The organism is Bifidobacterium sp. B4111, assembly GCF_026537235.1.
Taxonomy (GTDB): Bacteria; Actinomycetota; Actinomycetes; order Actinomycetales; family Bifidobacteriaceae; genus Bombiscardovia.
The window spans coordinates 632,022-652,352 of the sequence record NZ_JAFNMO010000001.1; the positions used below are offsets into that span (position 1 = coordinate 632,022).

15 protein-coding genes and 1 pseudogene are annotated in these 20,331 nt (G+C 59.3%); 6 read left to right on the plus strand and 10 right to left on the minus strand.

What is annotated here, in order from left to right; all coding sequences use genetic code 11:
* Nucleotides 1–61: 61 nt before the first annotated feature.
* Both pta and J3T93_RS02930 read right to left on the minus strand, forming a co-directional pair.
* A complete protein-coding gene (gene pta, locus J3T93_RS02925) occupies nt 62–1,750 on the minus strand; it encodes a phosphate acetyltransferase (protein WP_267430457.1) in 1,689 nt (562 codons plus the stop codon).
* A 126-nt stretch (nt 1,751–1,876) separates the two neighbouring features.
* Nucleotides 1,877–4,351, minus strand: coding sequence for a phosphoketolase (locus tag J3T93_RS02930; protein ID WP_045924542.1), 2,475 nt, complete (start codon nt 4,349–4,351; stop codon nt 1,877–1,879).
* 337 nt (nt 4,352–4,688) lie between these two features.
* Here J3T93_RS02930 and guaA point away from each other — a divergent pair, with 337 nt between their 5' ends.
* Nucleotides 4,689–6,251, plus strand: coding sequence for a glutamine-hydrolyzing GMP synthase (gene guaA, locus J3T93_RS02935; protein WP_267430458.1), 1,563 nt, complete (start codon nt 4,689–4,691; stop codon nt 6,249–6,251).
* Nucleotides 6,252–6,869: 618 nt separating this feature from the next.
* Here guaA and J3T93_RS02940 read toward each other — a convergent pair.
* Complete coding sequence (locus J3T93_RS02940; protein WP_022349661.1) at nt 6,870–7,283, minus strand: helix-turn-helix domain-containing protein; 414 nt, start codon at nt 7,281–7,283, stop codon at nt 6,870–6,872.
* A 140-nt stretch (nt 7,284–7,423) separates the two neighbouring features.
* Here J3T93_RS02940 and J3T93_RS02945 point away from each other — a divergent pair, with 140 nt between their 5' ends.
* Genes J3T93_RS02945 through J3T93_RS02955 form a run of 3 tightly spaced genes read left to right on the plus strand, consistent with a single transcriptional unit; the run spans nt 7,424 to nt 9,130 of the window.
* On the plus strand, nt 7,424–7,627 hold the full coding sequence (locus J3T93_RS02945; RefSeq protein ID WP_006681531.1) for a hypothetical protein: 204 nt from the start codon (nt 7,424–7,426) through the stop codon (nt 7,625–7,627).
* Nucleotide 7,628: 1 nt separating this feature from the next.
* Nucleotides 7,629–8,699 carry a site-specific integrase gene (locus J3T93_RS02950; protein WP_022349660.1) on the plus strand — a complete coding sequence of 357 codons (1,071 nt, stop codon included), beginning with the start codon at nt 7,629–7,631 and terminating at the stop codon, nt 8,697–8,699.
* Between the two features lie 5 nt (nt 8,700–8,704).
* A complete protein-coding gene (locus tag J3T93_RS02955) occupies nt 8,705–9,130 on the plus strand; it encodes a plasmid mobilization protein (protein WP_022349659.1) in 426 nt (141 codons plus the stop codon).
* A gap of 3 nt (nt 9,131–9,133) precedes the next feature.
* On the opposite strand, the gene J3T93_RS02960 is transcribed toward J3T93_RS02955, so the two are convergent.
* From J3T93_RS02960 to J3T93_RS02985, 6 genes are read right to left on the minus strand one after another with little or no spacing between them, the layout of a single operon-like run.
* The gene (locus tag J3T93_RS02960; RefSeq protein WP_267430459.1) at nt 9,134–9,436 is read right to left on the minus strand and encodes an HNH endonuclease family protein; all 303 of its coding nucleotides are present in this window, start codon (nt 9,434–9,436) and stop codon (nt 9,134–9,136) included.
* Nucleotides 9,433–10,836 carry a DUF262 domain-containing protein gene (locus J3T93_RS02965; RefSeq protein ID WP_267430460.1) on the minus strand — a complete coding sequence of 468 codons (1,404 nt, stop codon included), beginning with the start codon at nt 10,834–10,836 and terminating at the stop codon, nt 9,433–9,435. The genes J3T93_RS02960 and J3T93_RS02965 overlap by 4 nt, the downstream gene beginning before the upstream one ends.
* A gap of 51 nt (nt 10,837–10,887) precedes the next feature.
* On the minus strand, nt 10,888–11,106 hold the full coding sequence (locus J3T93_RS02970; RefSeq protein WP_022349657.1) for a hypothetical protein: 219 nt from the start codon (nt 11,104–11,106) through the stop codon (nt 10,888–10,890).
* Nucleotides 11,107–11,130: 24 nt separating this feature from the next.
* On the minus strand, nt 11,131–12,015 hold the full coding sequence (locus tag J3T93_RS02975; protein ID WP_022349656.1) for a DUF4238 domain-containing protein: 885 nt from the start codon (nt 12,013–12,015) through the stop codon (nt 11,131–11,133).
* Between the two features lies 1 nt (nt 12,016).
* Nucleotides 12,017–15,079 (minus strand): type III restriction-modification system endonuclease, encoded by a 3,063-nt coding sequence (locus J3T93_RS02980; protein WP_033499421.1) that lies wholly within the window; start codon nt 15,077–15,079, stop codon nt 12,017–12,019.
* A gap of 1 nt (nt 15,080) precedes the next feature.
* Nucleotides 15,081–15,806 (minus strand): hypothetical protein, encoded by a 726-nt coding sequence (locus J3T93_RS02985; protein ID WP_197702167.1) that lies wholly within the window; start codon nt 15,804–15,806, stop codon nt 15,081–15,083.
* Between the two features lie 605 nt (nt 15,807–16,411).
* Here J3T93_RS02985 and tet(W) point away from each other — a divergent pair.
* A complete protein-coding gene (gene tet(W), locus J3T93_RS02990) occupies nt 16,412–18,331 on the plus strand; it encodes a tetracycline resistance ribosomal protection protein Tet(W) (RefSeq protein ID WP_000691721.1) in 1,920 nt (639 codons plus the stop codon).
* 107 nt (nt 18,332–18,438) lie between these two features.
* Nucleotides 18,439–19,038 (plus strand): annotated as a pseudogene (locus J3T93_RS02995) (DUF4368 domain-containing protein); the annotation flags it as partial.
* A 53-nt stretch (nt 19,039–19,091) separates the two neighbouring features.
* Here the strand turns inward: J3T93_RS02995 and J3T93_RS03000 are convergent.
* The gene (locus J3T93_RS03000) at nt 19,092–20,327 is read right to left on the minus strand and encodes a site-specific DNA-methyltransferase (protein WP_197702168.1); all 1,236 of its coding nucleotides are present in this window, start codon (nt 20,325–20,327) and stop codon (nt 19,092–19,094) included.
* Nucleotides 20,328–20,331 lie beyond the last annotated feature (4 nt).

Below are 20,331 nucleotides of genomic sequence, written 5' to 3' on the forward strand. Positions count from 1 at the left end.
TTCTAGAGATAGGATCCAGCAGCAGCCCCAGAGGTTCATAAAGACCTTATAGGGACGGCGATCAGTCCTGGGCCTCGACGGCGGTCAGAGCCACGGTGTTGATGATGTCAGCCACCAGAGCGCCGCGCGAGAGGTCGTTAACCGGCTTGTTCAGCCCCTGCAGGACCGGTCCGATGGCCAGGGCACCCGAGGTGCGTTGTACGGCCTTGTAACCGATGTTGCCGGCGCTCAGGCTGGGGAAGACGAAGACGTTGACCGTTCCGGCGACCGGATCGCCCTTGGCCTTGGTGGCCGCCACAGTGGGGGACCAGGCCGCGTCGAACTGGATGGGGCCCACGATGGGCAGGTCCGGCGCCTTCTCCTTGGCCAGGCGGGTGGCCTCTTCCACCAGGTCCACATCCGGGCCCTTGCCTGATCCCAGGGTGGAGTAGGAGAGCATGCCTACTCGCGGTTCCACGCTGAAGGAGCGGGCCGTCTGGGCCGACTGAATGGCTATGTCAGCCAGCTGTTCGGATGACGGGTTGAGATTGATGGCGCAGTCGGCGAAGACCGCCACATGGTCGGGGAAGCACATGAGGAATGCTCCGGATACCAGCGAGGCACCCGGCTTGGTCTTGATCACCTGTAGGGCTGGGCGGACCGTATTGGCGGTTGAGTTGATGGAGCCGGACACCAGGCCGTCGGCCTTGCCAAGCACCACCAGCATGGTGCCGAAGTAGGAGGGATCGGCCAGCTGCTTGCGCGCTTGCTCCGGGGTCATGCCCTTCTTGGCGCGCAGCTGGCAGAGGCGATCGACCATGGGTGCCAGCACCTGCTCGTCGTCCATGGGCTGGAAGGAGGCCTTGTCCAGGTTGTTGAGGCCAAGCTCCTTGCCGCGGGCCAGAATGGAATCCTTGTCTCCCACGATGATCAGGTCAACGATGTTGCGGGCCAGCAGGTAGTCGGCCGCCTTGATGATGCGGTCCTCGCCGCCTTCGGGCAGGACAATGGTCTTCCTGTTGGCCTTGGCCTTGGCCAGCAGATCGTTCTGGAAGGCTACAGGCGTGGTGGCCTTGGGGCTGGCAGCGTCGGCGGCCTTCAGCACCTGGTCGACGTCCACCTCCTGCTGGAATGTCTGGCTGGTGGCCTGGCGGGCCTGATCGGCGGACGGATCCGTGTCGAAGTCCATCTTGGAGACGGTCCAGGTCGGCAGATCATACTCTTGGAAGGCCCGAGCAAGAGGTGCCTTCTGCTCAGACTGGCATCCGGTGATGAAGATCCCGGCAAGCACGGCTCCCTGGGCCTCGATGGTCCGGCGGCAGGCAGCCACGGTCTTCATGACCTGGCCGGGTTCCCTGCCGATGGTGCAGACGGCCAGCATGACCGGGGACCTCAGGTCGGCGGCGATCTGTGCATTGAGAGCAAACAGGCCGGGGTCGAAGAGCTTTGAGGCATCGCTGCCCACGATCAGGACGCGCTCTGGATGGGTGGCCTCCACCAGACCGTCATAGGCGTTGAGGACATCGGCCCGGGTCTGCATGGTGTCCTCAGTGGCGTGCCCAGGGCACTTGCCACGGCAGATCTCCGGATCCGTGCCGGGGAATGAACTGGCTGCAACCAGTTCCGGGGTCAATGGGTGCTTCCTGCAGGCGATTGGCCTGAATACGGCCGTTTTGGCTTTGGCGCTCAGGGCCTTGGTCAGGCCGTAGGCCACGACATTGCGGCCGTTGGCGGCTTCTGGGCTGATGATGGTGATGCTTGCAAGACTCACTGTGTCTTCTCCTGTCCGGATGTGGTTGCCTTGATGACTGCTTTGTTCACAACCTTGTCCAGTATACAGAAACCGCCCGCCATGCGGGCTGCGCATGACGGGCGGTTTCAGGGTCGGATCAGCGTATCACTCGTTGTCTCCGGCGGTCGCGGCGGTGGCGGAGATGGTCTCCTGGCCGGCGCGGTTGGCATCGGGCCAGACCCAATCGGTGTAATCGGGGTGGTCGTAGCCCTTGTCCACGGCGAACTGGAAGGCCTCGTCGCGGAACTTGGTCCACTTGTCGATCTGGTCGGCGTACTTGCCGGCATCCACCAGCTTCAGGGCGGAGGCGGCCAGGCACCAACGATCCATGTTGTTGACGCGCACCATGTCGAATGGCGTGGTGGTGGAGCCCTGCTCCTCGTAGCCGTGCACGGAGAAGTTGTCGTGGTTGGGACGTCCGTGGATCAGGCGGTAGATGGAGCCGGGGTAGGCGTGGAAGGCGAACAGGACCGGCTTGTCCTTGCTGAAGAGCTCGGTGAACTCCTCGTCGGACAGGGCCTGATCGTTCTCCTCGGTGTCCTGGATCTTCAGCAGGTCGACCACGTTGACGAACTGAACCTTGAGGCCCAGCTTCTGCAGCATGTCGTCGGCGGCCAGGGCCTCCTGGGTGGGGATGTCGCCCGCGGTGGCGATGACGACATCAGCATCCTCGGCATCCTTGGCGTTGGAGGCCCAATCCCAGCGGGCGGCCCCCTTCTCCAGCTCGGCGGCGGCCTCGTCCACGCTCTGGTAGGTGGCGGCGGGCTGCTTGCCGGCGAAGATGGCGTTGATGCAGTTGGTCGACTTGTAGCAACGCTCGCCCACGTTCAGCAGCATGTTGGCATCGGCGGGGAAGTAGATGTTGACCACGTGATCGTTGTTGAAGTTCTTGTTCAGCAGGATGTCGACGAAGCCGGGATCCTGGTGGGAGAACCCGTTGTGGTCCTGACGCCAGACGTGCGAGGTGACCAGGAGGTTCAGTCCGGCGATGGGCTTGCGCCACGGGATTTCGCGGACGGTGGCCTCCAGCCACTTGGCGTGTTGGTTGATCATGGAGTCGATGACGTGCACGAAGGACTCGTAGGAGCTCCAGATGCCGTGGCGCCCGGTCAGCAGGTATCCCTCCAGGAAGCCTTCCATCTGGTGCTCGGAGAGCTGCTCGATGACCTGGCCGGTGTGGGCCATATGCTCGTCGGTCAGCTCCGACAGGTAGTCGGCATCCCACTGCTTGTTGGTCACTTCGTAGGCAGCGGCCAGACGGTTGGAAGCCGTCTCATCGGGCCCGAAGATGCGGAAGTCGGTGGGGTTCTTGGCCAGTACGTCGCGGGTGTAGTAGCCCAGGACGCGGGTGGCCTCGGTGGCGCCCCAGCCGTGGCCGTGCTTCTTGATGTCGATCTCGTAGTCGTGGATGTCAGGCAGCTCCAGCGGCTTGAGCAGCCGGCCGCCGTTGGCGTTGGGGTTCTCGCCGATGCGCAGGTCGCCCTTGGGCATGAAGCTGGTGACCTCGGGACGCAGGGTGCCCTTCTCGTCGAAGAGCTCCTCGGGCTTGTAGGAGGCCAGCCAGTTCTTGAGGATCTGGAAGTGGGCCTCGGTGTCGCGGGCGGAGGTCAGCGGCACCTGGTGGGCGCGCCAGGATCCCTCGGTCTTCTTGCCGTCGATGAACTTGGGGCAGGTCCAGCCCTTGGGTGTGCGGAAGATGATCATGGGGTAGAAGGGACGGGTCATGTCGTCGGTTTCGGCCCGGGCCTTGATGTCGCAGATCTTGTCGAAGACGGTCTCCAGCATGTCGGCGAAGCGGCGGTGGATGGACAGATGGTCCTCGTCGTCGAACCCTGCAACGAACTCGAAGGGCTCATAGCCCATGCCATGGAAGTACTCATGCAGCTCCTCGTCGGAGATGCGCGAGAGGATGGTCGGGTTGGCGATCTTGTAGCCGTTCAGGTGCAGAATGGGCAGGACGATGCCGTCGGTGCGGGGGTTGACCAGCTTGTTGGACTGCCAGCCGGTGGCCAGAGGGCCGGTCTCGGCCTCGCCGTCGCCCACGATGCAGGGTACGAAGAGGCTGGGGTTGTTCATGATGGCGCCATAGGCGTGGGAGAGGGCATAGCCCAGCTCGCCGCCCTCGTGAATGGATCCGGGGGTCTCAGGCGCGAAGTGGGAGGGGATGCCGCCCGGGTAGGAGAACTGGCGGAAGAACTTCTGCAGGCCGGCCTCATCGTTGGTGATCTTGGGGTAGTACTCGCTGTAGGTGCCATCCAGGTAGGACTGCGAGGTGCCGGCGGGGCCGCCGTGGCCGGGGCCCATGATGATCACGGTGTTCTGCTGATGGTCGGCGATCAGACGGTTGATATGGCCCAGCAGGAAGTTCAGGCCGGGGGTGGTGCCCCAGTGGCCGACCAGACGATGCTTGACATCCTCCCGAGTGAAGGGCTCCTTCATCAGGGGGTTGCTGCGAAGATAAATCTGTCCGATGGAAAGATAGTTGGCCGCCCGCCAATACTTGTCGACGGCCTCGAGGGTCTCCTCGGCGATTGGGGTCTCCAGCTTCGCCCAAGGGGTGCCGATAACAGGATTCGTCATGTGTACTCCTGCACTATAGTGCGATTGTTTATTTACTTCGGTTACGGGCTCGTACGGTGTCATTTCAGGCATCCGTCGGGTTCGTACCCAATGCCTACATGGTACGTGAACGAGCAGACTTTTCTGAACGTTTTCTTGCAGTGTGTGTTCGCTCTTGTGAGAAAATGCGAGGGAATTGTCTGCTTGCAGACAGGAATTTCCGCCGGGGGTGCCGATGAGGGCTCAATGACGGTAGCATTGTCGAAAACTGCAACCATACTGGACTTGTCCGAGAGCGTTGAATCGTCGCTTCCGGACATCCGTGGCAGATACAGCATACATATATATAAGGAGTCTTATGGCACAGGGTCCCGTCCTGGTGGTCGATTTCGGTGCGCAGTACGCCCAGCTGATCGCTCGTCGAGTCAGGGAGGCGGGGGTCTACTCCGAGCTGGTGCCTCATTCGATGAGCCTGGATCAGATGCTGGCCAAGGATCCAAAGGCGGTCATCCTCTCCGGCGGACCGGCCTCCGTCTACGTGGACGGGGCGCCGACCATCGACAAGAGGATTTTCGAGGCGGGTGTGCCCGTGCTGGGCATCTGCTACGGCTTCCAGGTCATGGCCCATGAGCTGGGCGGCGAGGTGGACAAGGCGGCCCTGGGGGAGTACGGCAAGACCGAGGCCTTCATCGACAGCGCCAAGGGAATACTGCAGGATTCGCCGGCGCGGCAGGATGTATGGATGAGCCATGGCGTCGCCGTCAACCGTGCGCCCGAAGGCTTTGAGGTTTTGGCGCATACCGAGGGTGCTCCGGTGGCGGCCATGCAGGATCCTTCCCGGGGGCTGTACGGGGTCCAGTGGCATCCCGAGGTCACCAACACCCCTCTGGGGCAGGACCTGATCGACCGCTTCCTGCATCAGTGCGCCGGACTGCCGTCGGATTGGAACGCCTCGGGTATCATCGAGCAGCAGGTGGAGAAGATCCGTCGCACGGTGGGTGACGACCAGGTCATCTGCGGCCTGTCGGGCGGCGTAGATTCAGCCGTGGCGGCCGCTCTGGTCCACCGGGCCGTCGGCGACCAGCTGACCTGCGTCTTCGTGGATCATGGGCTCTTGCGTAAGGGGGAGGCCGAGCAGGTCAAGCATGATTTTGTGGCCGCCACTGGCATCAAGCTGATCGCCGTGGATGCCTCGCAGGACTTCCTGACTGCCCTCAAGGGCGTTTCCGAGCCTGAGCGCAAGCGCAAAATCATCGGCGAGAAGTTCATCCGCACCTTTGAAAAGGCCCAGCGGCAGGTGATCGAGGAAGCCGGCAAGACCGGCAAGGAGGTCAAGTTCCTGGTGCAGGGCACGCTCTATCCGGACGTAGTCGAGTCCGGCGGCGGAGACGGAGCGGCCAATATCAAATCCCACCACAACGTGGGCGGTCTGCCCAAGGATGTCAAGTTCAAGCTGATCGAGCCCCTGCGCACCCTCTTCAAGGATGAGGTCCGGGCCATCGGCACCGAACTGGGCCTGCCTGACCAGATCGTCTGGCGTCAGCCTTTCCCGGGCCCCGGTCTGGGCATCCGCATCATCGGCGAGATCACCCAGGAACGCTTGGAGACCTTGCGTGAGGCCGATGCGATTGCCCGTGAAGAGCTGTCCAAGGCTGGGCTGGATCGGCAGATCTGGCAGTGCCCGGTGGTGTTGCTGGCCAATGTGCATTCAGTAGGTGTGCAGGGCGACGAGCGTACCTATGGTTCGCCGATCGTGCTGCGTCCGGTCTCTTCCGAGGATGCCATGACTGCCGACTGGACCCGTCTGCCCTACGACGTGCTGGCCACCATCTCCACGCGCATTACCAACGAGTGCCCGGGCATCAACCGCGTGGTCCTGGACTGCACCTCCAAGCCTCCGGCAACCATCGAGTGGGAGTAGGCTGATAGGGTTTTGACCTGCATTTTTGAGTGCCGCACTGTGCCGCTGAGTTTCGTTTCGTACGAGAGTCATGGCAAAGCCGCCAGCGATGTTGGTGAGTAAATACGATAACCGAGCCTCCGTTCCCGCGTTGGGACGGAGGCTTTTTCTTTGTCGTTTTACTCCCTTTCACCTGCGATTTCGCAATTTACTCCCCCGTGTTTCAAGACGGCAAGGCACGGTGCGGCATTCGGAGGAACGGGAGTAAGGATTCATCCCAAGTGAGTAGACGCGCGATTTTTGTCTCCGAGAGCCAAACGGGGCCGTTTCGGGGCCTGTGAAACTCAAATCGAACTCAATAGGCTTTTCGGCGGTCTTCTCACAGCGTTTTCCCAGGTGGTTAATGGGGAGTAAAGAATCTCGCCGCCTCAATGAAAACGGGAGTAACCAGGGGAAATGCCGCGGCGTACTGCCGCGTGCCGCCGTGTAAGCCACCGCGTCATTTACTCCCCAGGTGCGCCGGAAATGCCTTGGCATGCAATGGGGAGTAAAAACTCAGCTTACGCAGGCCCGAGCGGCGCTCGCCGCCTGGTCCACCGTCCTGATTCGGTTGCGTTGATCGCGAAATGCGGAGAGCCGCTACAGCGAGGCTTTCCAGTCCTCGTATTCGTCGGCGTCGATCTTGCCGTTTTCGAGCTGCGCGCGCTTCTCTGCCCACAGTTCGATCGCCATCGCGGCTTTGGGCGCGTGCGGCGCCTTGGGGTTCAGGGAGAGGCCCGTGCCGTCGGCTGCGGGCACGATGCCGAAGGAGTCCTCGAGCCGCACGAGCAGCGACATGAGGTCGCCCGCAGTCTCGACGCCGTAATCCTTGAGGGCGTTGACGGACACGCCGAGCGCCGCGGAGATGGACTCGAGCAGCTCGGGCTTCACGGCGCGGATGCCGCTCTCGTAGTGGCGCACGGCCCCCTCGGTCAGGCCGACCGCCTCGGCGAGCTGCGCCTGCGTCATGCCGCGCGACTTGCGGTACCGCCTTATGTTCTCGCCTACGGACATGAGCCCTCCTCCTGGAATTACGTACCAGCACATCTTATCAGCGTACGCAAATGTACGCAATTCTATTGACAGTACAGATATGTACGTTTACTCTGAATCTGTGAAACGTACGTATCCGTACGCCATTGATTGGAGGAGCCATGGACGAGAAGGTGGCGAAGACGCCGAGGCCGCACATGCTGGACGCCGACGAGGTCGCGGAGCTGCTGAGGATCAAGAAAGGCAGCGCCTACGAGGTGATCAGGAAGATAAACGCCGAGCAGGAGGCGCGCGGGCGCGTGGTCATCCGCGGGCGCGTTCGAAGCGACGTCTTCGACGCCCTGTACTTCCCGGAGGTGGACTGACATGCCCGTGTACAAGGACGACGGCAACGGCACGTTCTACGTGCAGTGCTACTACCGCGACGCCCGCGGCTCGAAGCGCCACAAGACGAAGCGCGGCTTCTCCTCCGAGGTGGAGGCCGCAGTGTGGGAGAGCCAGTTCAAGAGCCTTAACGGCGGGGCCATGGACATGACGTTCTCCGAGTTCGTCGAGGTGTACGCCTCCGAGGTGAAGCCGCGCATACGCGAGCACACGTGGATCACCAAGGAGTACATCATCAACGACAAGCTCGTGCCGTTCTTCGGGGACATGCGCATGTGCGACGTGAGGCCGATCGACGTCATCAGGTGGCAAAACGAGCTCACCGAGCACCGGGACGCCGACGGGAAGCCCTGGGCACCGACGTACCTGCGCACAGTGAACAACCAGCTCAACGCCATCTTCAACCACGCCGAGCGCTACTACGGCCTCAGCGACAACCCGGTGCGCAGGGTCGACAAGATAGGCTCGAAGAAGGGCGGCGAGATGCAGTTCTGGACCAAGGACGAGTACCTGAGGTTCAGCGAGGCCGTCATGGACAAGCCTCTCTCATTCCACGCCTTCGAGCTGCTTTACTGGACGGGCATACGCTGCGGCGAGCTCCTGGCGCTCACGCCGTCCGACTTCATGCTGGAGAGCTCGCGGCTGCGCATCAACAAGTCGTACCAGAGCCTCAACGGCGTTGACACCGTGACCGACCCCAAGACGCCCAAGTCCGTGCGCACGATCGTCATGCCCGCCTTCCTGCGCGACGAGATGGCGGACTTCATCGAGATGCGCGACGACGTCGCCCCCGACGAGCGCCTGTTCGCCGTGACCAAGCACTTCCTGGCCCACGAGATGGAGCGCGGGTGCAAGGCGTCGGGCGTGAAGCGCATCCGCATACACGACATACGCCACAGCCATGTGAGCCTGCTGATAGAGATGGGCTTCTCCGCGCTGGCCATCGCCGAGCGCATGGGCCACGAGGCGGTGGACATCACCTACCGCTACGCGCACCTGTTCCCCACGAAGCAGGACGAGATGGCCGCCGCGCTCGACGGGGCGAGGGGGTAAGAAGGATGCCGTGCGAGAACAGCGCCCGCAAGCGCAGCAAGACGATGGCGTTCCGCTGCACGCCCGAGGAGCGCAAGCTCATATGCGAGATGGCAGCCTGGAGCGGCATGAACAGGCAGGACTACATCATCGCCAAGCTCACCGATACCCAGGTCGAGGTGAGGCCCTCCGTGAGCGTGCAGAAGGCACTGAGGGACTCGATGGCGGAATTGGCCAAGGAGGTGCGGCTGGCGGCCTCCTACGGCGAGCTGAGCGAGTCCCTGCAACAGAGAATTGAGCACGTGATGAGGTTCTTCCTAGCGCTCGGCGAGCCTCTTGACGCGCCGACGGAAGAGACATCGCCACGAACTACGTTTTTGGAAGAGCCGGTTCCATCCGTCATCGATGCGGGTTCCGACACCGCAAGCATCTTCGAGATGGGACGCAGGTAGGGCCTAGCGCCAGACCTCCAACGCCTTGTCCGCAAGCCATTCGGCGCGATCGGCGATATCGCCCTCGTTCCAAGACTCCTTCTCTAGGGCGCCGGCCATGGTCGCAAGGCCGGCGGCGCAGAGGGCAAGGCCGTCCTTGTATCCCTTTCCCTGCTTCTTGGTGGGCCAATCGGCATCGCGGATGGAGGCGTTGAGCGAATGCGTGATGATGGCGAGGTTGCCGAGCGTGAGGAGCTTCCGGTCCCTTCGCGTGGCAGCCTCATCGTCGAGGGCTCCCCATTTGTTGCGCCACTTCTTGGGCATCATGTGCTCGAGGGTGTCTGGTTGAACCCGAGCAGGGCCGTGCTGCTCATGCCCGGACGAATGGCGCTTTCCAGCAGATAGAGGACGCCCTTGGACTGGAGGTTGTACAGACACGATTCCTCGAATGCCGCTCGAACCTCGGCGTCGCCGGGCATGTACGTCGTCGCCTCGTCATTGGCTTCGAGAGCCTTCCTCAGCGCCTCCGCGTCCTTCACCTCGTTCAAGATCAGCGAGGTGAACAGCCTGTTGTAGTTCTTCGTGGTCGCCTGAACCAGCATTCGGCGGACGATGTAGCTCTCAAGCAGGGCGTAGATCTTAGATTCCTCGCTCGAAGACTCCGCGTTCTTTCGAACGTAGAGCACGTACGGGATGAGCGTCGAGTTCTTGAGGCCGAATATCAGCACGTTCAGGCGCTCGACGCCGGAAGCGGAGGGGATGTCCGCGTCGCAGTAGCCAGGGTCGAACGTGGACTCGAACGCCTCGGCATACGCCTTCATGTTGTCGAGAATCTCGACCTTGTCGCCGTTGCAGTACCTGCCGATGAAATCCTTGTAGGACTGGAAGAGGTTCGAAGTACGCGAATAGAAGAGCTTGTCCTCGGTCGTGACGCCACGCCTCTTGTCCTGGACCAGAATCTGGAGGAACGCGTCGAAGAAGAGGTCGACGAGCGTGCGCTTGATGCGCCCGGTAACGATCTCCTGCTCCCAATACTCCCTCTTCTCAGCCGTGGGCTCGAAGACGTCTTCCCAGCACTCCTTGAACGCCTGCTCGTTCTCGCGGTTGAAGAAGTAGTTCTTAAGGAGCTCCGCCGTCGTCAGGCGCACCCCGAGCGAGTTGATGGTGTCGAATATCTGCTGCTCGTCCTCGCCCTCGGTAAGATCGATGCAGACGAACTGGACGTTCGACTTGATCGTGTTCCTGTCGACCTTCTCCGGGTCGATATTCTTGAGGAAGTAGTTGTAGGCAAGGACGATGGCCGAGGAGCCCTCGAGGGGTTCGCAGCCCGTGGCGCTGACGACCTTTTCGAAATCCTGCCGGTCGTACTTGCCGTGCCGCAAGGCGACATCGCCGGTCTCCAGGACGAAATCTCGCTCAAACAAATTGTTGGTGCCGTTTTTTGCACAGAGTGCCTTGAAGAAGATGACCATGGTCGTGAGTCGCTGCTGGCCGTCGATGACGGTGCGAACCTCGGAGACCTCGGACCAGGTGTTGCCGGAGGAGGCCTGCTTCAGGATGATGGAGCCCAGGAAATAGGGCCGCTTCGAGGCCGTGACGAACTCCATGTCGCCGAGGAAACGCTCCCATTGCTCTTCTCCCCAGACGTACGCCCTTTGGTAAAAAGGTATTTCGAGCAGGCGCGATCCGTTGAACACGCCGCTTATCGTTGCTTTTCCTGCATCCATCCTTAAAGCCCTATCTATCCTTTGCGGTTATTGCTGGCGGGGTCAATTTTATCAATACGCTGCTTGACCCTTTAATGTTCCCGGTCCTTGCCGTCTTCTCCCCAGAAGGTGCTCGAAGATGATGCGCAGGTCCTCGTCATCAAGGCAGCCGCCCTCGAGGCAGCCACGGTCGATGGTATCGATCATCGTCTGCCCCTTCTTCTTCGAGCGGTCGTAGATCACTGTGTCGAGGGATAGCTCCCTGCCGTCGCGCGTGAACATCTCGTGCATGAATTCGGCACTGTTCGCTTGACTTCAATCGCGTACCGCGTGCTCGAGCGGGCCGCTTCCCCTCGATATGGCGACATCCCAATGCTCGCAGTTAAGCAGAAGAAGTCGGTTCATGAACTCGACGCCCGAAAAACCGAGTCTCGCAAACGGCGGAAATAGAGGGTCATCTGAAAAGACCGCAGCATACTCACTGCTCAACGGCATATACGCGAGATGAAAATCGTACGAGTCGTCCTCGGGCCCGATGATGAACATAGGCATCGACGTCGTAACGAACCCTGAGCCGACGGGTGCCCTAAGGATGGAGAAGCTCTTCTCAAAAAAAGCCTTTCGAATACGGTTAACTGGCACAATATCATCGTTGGAGAAGAGCATGGTTGCGGCGGCGGCAAGCTCGACCACCGCTTGGGAATCCCCGCGCCAATCCGACCAATCGAGCAAGCCGAGCTCATAGGGTGTCAGATGAACGTTTCTGAGCAGCTCTTCGGCAGTCTCGCGTGACCATTTCTTGTCGACGCGCATACTGATAGGGTGCCGGACGATGATATTTGCTGCCAGCTCGCAAACGGCGGCTTTCCCATCAGAATACCCTTCGTCTTCGCACTGGTCTTCTTTCTGGCGTTCCAAAAAGCGATCGTAAAGCGGCGCGATGCGGCTCTCGAGCTCAGATAGCTTAACCTCGATGAGGTTCTGCGCATAGAATCTGTCTGTCGCATCGCCTGTCGCATCGGCATGCTCGACCTCATAAAGATCGCGCATGCTGCAAAGGTTCTCGCAATTCGTGCGGAAGAAGGAGCCCTTCTGTCTGCTGTAGGCATGAAGCTGCCCGGAGGAATCCGCGAAATGGCGCAGGTAGAACCGCGGCACCCAGTGCTGCTTTCGCGTCATCTTTCCGGGCAGCTTCGACATCCTAAGCCTTCACCGCCTCGTATTGGTAGGTCGTGCGCACGTTGTAATGGAAGTCGTTTCCGAGGTCCAGCGCCTCGAAGTGCTTCTTGGCGCAGCCGATCTTGATCTTCTCCGCGTCGCGCAGGGCGGGCTCGCCGTTCTTGCCGCCCTTGGTCTCGGTCACGAAGTACACGCGGCGCTCGCCGTCGGCCTCCTCGACGTACGCCCAGTCGGGGTTGTAACTGCCGAGCGGCGTGTCGATCTTGAACGCTGAGGGCAATTTCGCGAACACGAGAACCTCCTCCTGCTTGTCTAGAGCCTCGGCAAAGGAGCGCTCGACCCCCGCCGAGTCGTAGACCACGTAGTTGTACAGGCTCTTGCTCGTCATGTCCGGCTTCCACGCGTTCTGCCCAAGGTAGGCCGTGTAGTCGTCAAGCTCGAGGTCGCGCATGGTGTACCACTCGTCCTCGGGAAGGCGCACGTACTTGATGCCCTGGGCGATGAGGTCGTTCTTCACGCGGTTGATCTTGTCGCCGACCTGCGCGAGGAAGGTCGCGGGGTCGATCTCGAACTCGTCGAGGCGGCTGCAGCCCTCGAGGATCGCCTTGATGGTGCCGCGGGTGAGCCCGACGGCGTCCTGCAGCTCTGCGATCGGGTCGGGAAGGTCGTATTTCACCTTTCCCGAAACGGACACCACGGAGGTGCCCGTGCCCTCGGCGCTCACGCCCGCGTCGTCGATGCCCAGCGAGGCACGCTCGCTCGTCACCTGGGGCGGGCGCACGGCGAGCATGCCGTCGACAGCTTCGATGGCATGTTCGATGAGCTTGCCGGAGTCGACCTCGACCTGGAAGCGCGTGCGCTGGCGGATGCGGTCCCACAGGGCCTGGAACGCAGGGTCGAGCGTGACGTCCTTCTGCAGCTCGACCGAGACCTCCTTGGCCTTGTCACGGATCTGGACCCTCTGGGACTTGTGGATGATGATCGCCTCGACCTGCTCCTTGGCAGGCTCGAGCTCGGCGGGGAGCTCGACCTTGCCCTCCTCGGCGGCCGCCTTCAGCTCGGGCGTCACCGCGCCCTTGTCGTCGACCATGCCGGTCGCGACGAGGTGGTCGTAGACCTGCTTGGACTTCTCGTAGCCCAGGCGCTCCTCGACGCCATCATCGCCCTTGACCGTGACCTTCGTGAAGCTCTCCGGAGTGATGACGCCGAACTTGAAGTCCTCAGCCTCAAGCTCCTTCTGCAGGCCGTTGGCGAAGTCGTCGTAGCTCTCGTTCGCGATGACGGTGAGCACGTTCGCCTCTGGGTCGTACAGGCGCTCGCCATCCTGGTTCACGCACAGGCGCAGACCGCGGCCGATCTTCTGGCGCTTGGTCAGGTTGTCCTTTGTCTCGACGAGCGTGCAGATCTGGAACACGTTGGGGTTGTCCCAGCCCTCCTTGAGCGCGGAGTGGCTGAAGACGAAAGAGACGTCCTTGTCCGCGTCCTTGCCGTCCGGGAAGGAGATGAGCGTCTCCTTCTTCTGCATGATGAGCTCGAAGGCCCCGGCGTCGTCGGCGGTGCCGGCGGCTCCCTTGGAGTCCTTGAACTTGCCCTTCTTGTCCTTGGCGAAGTATCCCTGGTGCACGGCGTGGGGGTCGCGCACCAGCGGGGCGCCGACGGCTTCGTAGCACTCGAGCCACGTGCCCTTGCCGATCCCCGCCGCCTTTGCGATGCGACGAGGCGCCTTCGAGTTCAGGGCACCTGCGTACTCCTCCTCAAACATCAGGGCGTACAGGCCGCCGTGGACTTCGGGCTCGTAGACGCGGTATCGGTCGACGCGGTCGATGAAGAAGAGCGAGAGCACCTTCACGCCGCGCGGCCACAGCTCGAACTGGCGGGCCAGGTGGTCCTCGATGGTGCGGCGGATCTGCGCGCGCTTGACGACCTCCTCGTTGACGTCGCCCAGCGCCTCGCCGAGCTCGAGCACCTCGCCGTTCTGGAACTCTATGAACTCGTCGCCCACTGCGGCGCCGATGTTGTTGACCACCCAGCCGCTCTCGTAGTCGCTGTTCTCGCCGCTCTTCTGGTAGAGGTCGTTGCCGGTCTTCACCGTGACGGCCTTGCGCTTCTGCGTGCCGTCGGCCTGGCGCACGTCGATGGACACCTTGGCGGAGAACGGGTCGGACTTGACGGACTCGAGCCTCACGTACGCGCCGTTGAGGTTCGCCTCGGCCTTGATCGAGTCCACGCAGATGCCCTTCACCAGGTGGCGCTCGAAGGCGTCGACCGGCGTGAGGCGGTAGATCATGTTGTAGGCCTGCTTGTGCGTGGCCGAGTAGCGCAGCACGAACAGCGGGTTCAGGCTCTTGATGGCGGCCTTGGCCTGCTTGGTGTTGTCGACGCTCTGGGGCTCGTCGATGATGACGACGGGCTTGCAGGCGCTCACGAGCTCGCGAGGGCTGAAGCCGCCGGTGAGCTTCTCGCTGGGACGGTGGAAGAGGTTGCCCTCCTTCGCGGTGCCATCCTTCTCGAGGCCCTTGTTGAACGCGTCGATGTTGATGACCATGACCTGGATGGAGCTCGACGTGGCGAAGTTACCCACCGGCCCCATGTCCTTCGAGTCGTACACGAAGTAGTCGAGCGGCGTGCGGTCGTAGAGCGTCTCGAAGTGCCTGCGGGTGGTCTGGAGGCTCTTGAGGACGCCCTCGCGGATGGCCACGCTCGGCACGACGATAACGAACTTGGTGATGCCGTAGCGGCGGTTTAGCTCGTAGATGGAGCGGATGTAGACGTAGGTCTTGCCGGTGCCGGTCTCCATCTCGACGGTGAAGTCTCGCAGGCGCCCATCGGTGAGGACGTCGGTTGCCGGGAGGCAGCCCTCCTCCTGCACGGCGTGCAGGTTGTCGAGGAGCTGGCCCGGCGCCACGCGAAGCTCGTTGCCGTGGCCGACCATGAGCTCGCCGATTGCCGTCTGGCCTTTGCGGCCGGAATCGGCGGAGAATACGCTGCCAATAAATTGTTGTCCGCGGAACAGGTCGCAGGTTGCTTCGATGGCCTCCAGCTGGTGCTGCTGGTCGGATGAGAACTTGAACTCGAGCGCCGCCATGCTAGACCGTCCTCAATTCGATCTCACAGCCCATGCGCTCGCCGGCGTGCTTGAAGATCTGCACGGCGTTGAGCTTGAGGGTGTCGTCGAGGACGGAATCGAGGATGAGAACGCGCCTGGGCTCCATGTCGGCGATGGCCTCGAGCGCCTCAATGGTGAGGCCTCGGGACATGCAGCAGACGAGCTCGTCGCAAGCGACGGACCAGATGGGATAGCCCGCGGCTTCAGACTTCTCGACGGGCAGCGTGAGCTCGAGGCCCCATTTGAGCATCATCTCGAAGACGATATCCATATCGGAGCGATCGGGCTTGACCACGTCGAAGAGGAGCTGACCGGGCTCGGGCTTCTCAATGCCGGACTCATCGAGCTCGAACACACGGAAGCCGATGTCGGGAAGCTGCTTGGGTCCCTCGCCAAGCTTGAGTTGACGGTTGGATTCCTCGAGCTCGGTTTTGATTTTGTCGCCTGCGCGGCGAATGCGTCCTTCGCCTATGTCGCAGAGAGTCTCATACCCGTCCTTGTAGGCGTCGCGTTTCGGGTCACAAGGCTCTGGAAGCTGGACAAGGATAAACTGATAGCGATCATCTTTTCCGAGCTCCTGCAGGAACATGGCATGGGCGGTCGATGCTGAGCCTGAGAAAAAATCAAGCACAATATCACCCGTGCTTAAATGCTCATGTACGGTAAAGAAGCAAGCAACCGAAAACAATAGATAGACCGCCAGCACTACACTATTCCGAACCAAAGACCAAAAGATAAGCATTTTGAGAAAATCTAAACTTTTGGATTTTCCTACAATGCCGACTACGGCGGAATCCCTCCCACTCCTTATATATTTCTTTCTGTATACATTGAATTTGTATTTAGTAAAATGCAGACAACACCACGGATCGGCTTTTGGCTGGACAATTCCAACCAAACACCGCAGCAGACAGTAGAAACCATTCTGAACGTTAGGAAGCCGGTATGATTGTTACATATAAGGGGAAGAAAAATTTCTTTTAGATACTTGTTTTCCTAAAACTGATGTGATATAATAATTCAAGTCCAGAAAAGGAGTAAAAAATATGCGGCAAGGTATTCTTAAATAAAACTATAATCAAATAGTGGGAACAAAGGATTATGATAGTCCATTTTGTAGGGGCTTAGTTTTTTGTACCCAATTTAAGAATACTTTTGCCTTATCAATTTTGACATATCCCCAAAAACAGCACTCACAAACAGGTGTATGCTGCATATGTGTATGTCCGCAAATTATCATCCCCAGTGGTAAAAGTATTTTACTGCTGGGGATTTTTATGCCCTTCGGGGCAGTAAAGGGAGGACAATCACATGAAAATAATCAATATTGGAATTCTTGCCCATGTAGACGCTGGAAAGACGACCTTGACGGAGAGCCTGCTATATGCCAGCGGAGCCATTTCAGAACCGGGGAGCGTCGAAAAAGGGACAACGAGGACGGACACCATGTTTTTGGAGCGGCAGCGTGGGATTACCATTCAAGCGGCAGTCACTTCCTTCCAGTGGCACAGATGTAAAGTCAACATTGTGGATACGCCCGGCCACATGGATTTTTTGGCGGAGGTGTACCGCTCTTTGGCTGTTTTAGATGGGGCCATCTTGGTGATCTCCGCTAAAGATGGCGTGCAGGCCCAGACCCGTATTCTGTTCCATGCCCTGCGGAAAATGAACATTCCCACCGTTATCTTTATCAACAAGATCGACCAGGCTGGCGTTGATTTGCAGAGCGTGGTTCAGTCTGTTCGGGATAAGCTCTCCGCCGATATTATCATCAAGCAGACGGTGTCGCTGTCCCCGGAAATAGTCCTGGAGGAAAATACCGACATAGAAGCATGGGATGCGGTCATCGAAAATAACGATAAATTATTGGAAAAGTATATCGCAGGAGAACCAATCAGCCGGGAAAAACTTGTGCGGGAGGAACAGCGGCGGGTTCAAGACGCCTCCCTGTTCCCGGTCTATTATGGCAGCGCCAAAAAGGGCCTTGGCATTCAACCGTTGATGGATGCGGTGACAGGGCTGTTCCAACCGATTGGGGAACAGGGGAGCGCCGCCCTATGCGGCAGCGTTTTCAAGGTGGAGTATACAGATTGCGGCCAGCGGCGTGTCTATCTACGGCTATACAGCGGAACGCTGCGCCTGCGGGATACGGTGGCCCTGGCCGGGAGAGAAAAGCTGAAAATCACAGAGATGCGTATTCCATCCAAAGGGGAAATTGTTCGGACAGACACCGCTTATCCGGGTGAAATTGTTATCCTTCCCAGCGACAGCGTGAGGTTAAACGATGTATTAGGGGACCCAACCCGGCTCCCTCGTAAAAGGTGGCGTGAGGACCCCCTCCCCATGCTGCGGACGTCGATTGCGCCGAAAACGGCAGCGCAAAGAGAACGGCTGCTGGACGCTCTTACGCAACTTGCGGATACTGACCCGCTTTTGCGCTGCGAGGTGGATTCCATCACCCATGAGATCATTCTTTCTTTTTTGGGCCGGGTGCAGTTGGAGGTTGTTTCCGCTTTGCTGTCGGAAAAATACAAGCTTGAAACAGTGGTAAAGGAACCCACCGTCATTTATATGGAGCGGCCGCTCAAAGCAGCCAGCCACACCATCCATATCGAGGTGCCGCCCAACCCGTTTTGGGCATCCATCGGACTGTCTGTTACACCACTCCCGCTTGGCTCCGGTGTACAATACGAGAGCCGGGTTTCGCTGGGATACTTGAACCAGAGTTTTCAAAACGCTGTCAGGGATGGTATCCGTTACGGGCTGGAGCAGGGCTTGTTCGGCTGGAACGTAACGGACTGTAAGATTTGCTTTGAATACGGGCTTTATTACAGTCCGGTCAGCACGCCGGCGGACTTCCGCTCATTGGCCCCGATTGTATTGGAACAGGCATTGAAGGAATCAGGGACGCAACTGCTGGAACCTTATCTCTCCTTCACCCTCTATGCGCCCCGGGAATATCTTTCCAGGGCTTATCATGATGCACCGAAATACTGTGCCACCATCGAAACGGTCCAGGTAAAAAAGGATGAAGTTGTCTTTACTGGCGAGATTCCCGCCCGCTGTATACAGGCATACCGTACTGATCTGGCCTTTTACACCAACGGGCAGAGCGTATGCCTTACAGAACTGAAAGGGTATCAGGCCGCTGTCGGCAAGCCAGTCATCCAGCCCCGCCGTCCAAACAGCCGCCTGGACAAGGTGCGCTATATGTTTCAGAAGATAATGTAACGTCTTGCGCAATGCAAGCGTTCATTGCTGGCTATTGCGAAATATCATTGATAAAATCAGTATCAGAGAGGAGAAACTATTTTGAACCAGGAACAGACGAATAGAACCGCAAGCAGGACTGTTATATCTGCGGCAGCTACAAGAAGCGTACCCGTGACTGTACGGCACACTTTATCCGCACCGACCTTTTGACGGCGGGCGTGCTTTCCAATCTCCGGCAAGTGACGGAATACGCCGCCAGGCATGAGAGCCGCTTTGTAAAGCTGCTCATCCAGCAGAACGAAATCGGCGGCAAGAGAAAGACCGCCGCAGCCACGAAGCAGCTTGAACAGGCCCAGACACGCATTGCCGAAGTGAACCGCATTATCAAGCGGCTGTATGAGGACAATGTAAGCGGCAAAATCAGCGACGAGCGTTTCATGGAGCTGTCGGCGGACTATGAGCAGGAGCAGCGGGAACTGAAAGACCGGGCTGCCGCTTTGCAGGAGGAACTTTCCAAGTCGCAGGCCGCCACCGTCAACGCCGAGAAATTCATGGGGATTGTGAGAAAGCACCTTGCTTTTGAAGAATTGACCCCCACCCTCTTGCGGGAAATGATTGAGAAAATCGTCGTGCATGAGTGCAGCTATGACGAGAACGGCACCCGCAGGCAGGACATTGAGATTTATTACAGCTTTGTCGGCAAGATAGACTTGCCGGAAGCCTAACGCCTGACCTATCCGACACAGCCCTAAGTGCCGGATAGGAACGGCAAAATTTTTTACACTTCTATTACTTCTTTATCGCACATTAGCAGATTCGCAAGGGTTATCAGGCGCTGAAGTAGTTTCGTCGGTTTCGGTCCATCGAAATAGCCCTTTCCGTCAAATAGAGATACGAGCTCCTTGGCGCCTTCCTGGCTGTGACCCACTTCTTTGTAAAACATGATTGAAGTTGGAGCCATTCCATCATATTTGAGCTCTGTTAGGAAACGCTTGATGCAAGGGACGCTGTCGCCGTTTGGGCCAAACCAAATGCGGTTATCCTGGAGTCTCTCGCGAAACGCGTTTCGCGAGAGCCTCCAGCAGCGTCCTGCTGGAGGCTCTACAACACGCCCCGAGGGCGTTGTGATTGGATAGTCGGAATCTGGGCTGTAAGTCTTTACACTGAGGTCGCTTGGCTTCCAAACGCCTCGAGGGTCGTTGTCTGGATTCTTGTAGCGGGCGTTTGCCTCGTCTGTTCTCGGCAGGCGTCCAATCACAAAGCGCTCAATGGATTTGGCGTATACGAGAACATAATCATGGCTATTTGAAACGTATTTGGCGTCATTCTTGGGCGAGTAAGCTCGTTCCCAGATTAGCTGAGAAACGAAATTTGCCTCTCCGAACACCTCGTCACAGAGGATGCGCAAATTGCGGTCTTCGTTATCGTCAATCGAAATGAAAATGACGCCATCGTCGGTTAGGAGCTCTCGAGCCAGTCTCAACCTAGGGTACATCATCGAGCACCAGTCGCTATGGTAGCGGCCACTTGTGTCGGCGTTGGACTGGCCGGCGAGTCCCGCCTGCTCCTTATAGTTATCGACAGAGTTGCCGAAATTGTCCTTGTAGACAAAGTCGTGACCCGTGTTGTAGGGTGGGTCGATGTAGATCATCTTGACCTTGCCGTGGTAGCCGCGCTGTAGGAGCTTCAGCACCTCGAGATTGTCGCCTTCGATATAAATGTTGTCCGAGTCGAAGGACCCATCCTCTCCATCGCGGCTGCGGCTTTTCTCGATACGGGGACGCAAAGTAGCAGTGCTGGACATCTGCGACTGGCGGATGGCATCGGCCTTGCCGGGCCACGTGAACGCATAGCGCTCCAGGCCCTCGTCTACCTCGTCGCCAAGCTCCAGCCGCAGTTTGTCGAAGTCGATTCCGCTCTCGGAGAACACTTCGGGCATCAGCTCCTTGAGCTTATTCAGGCGGTCGTCAATAAGACTCTCCGATTCAAGAGTCATCTTTTCTATCTCGCCCATGAGG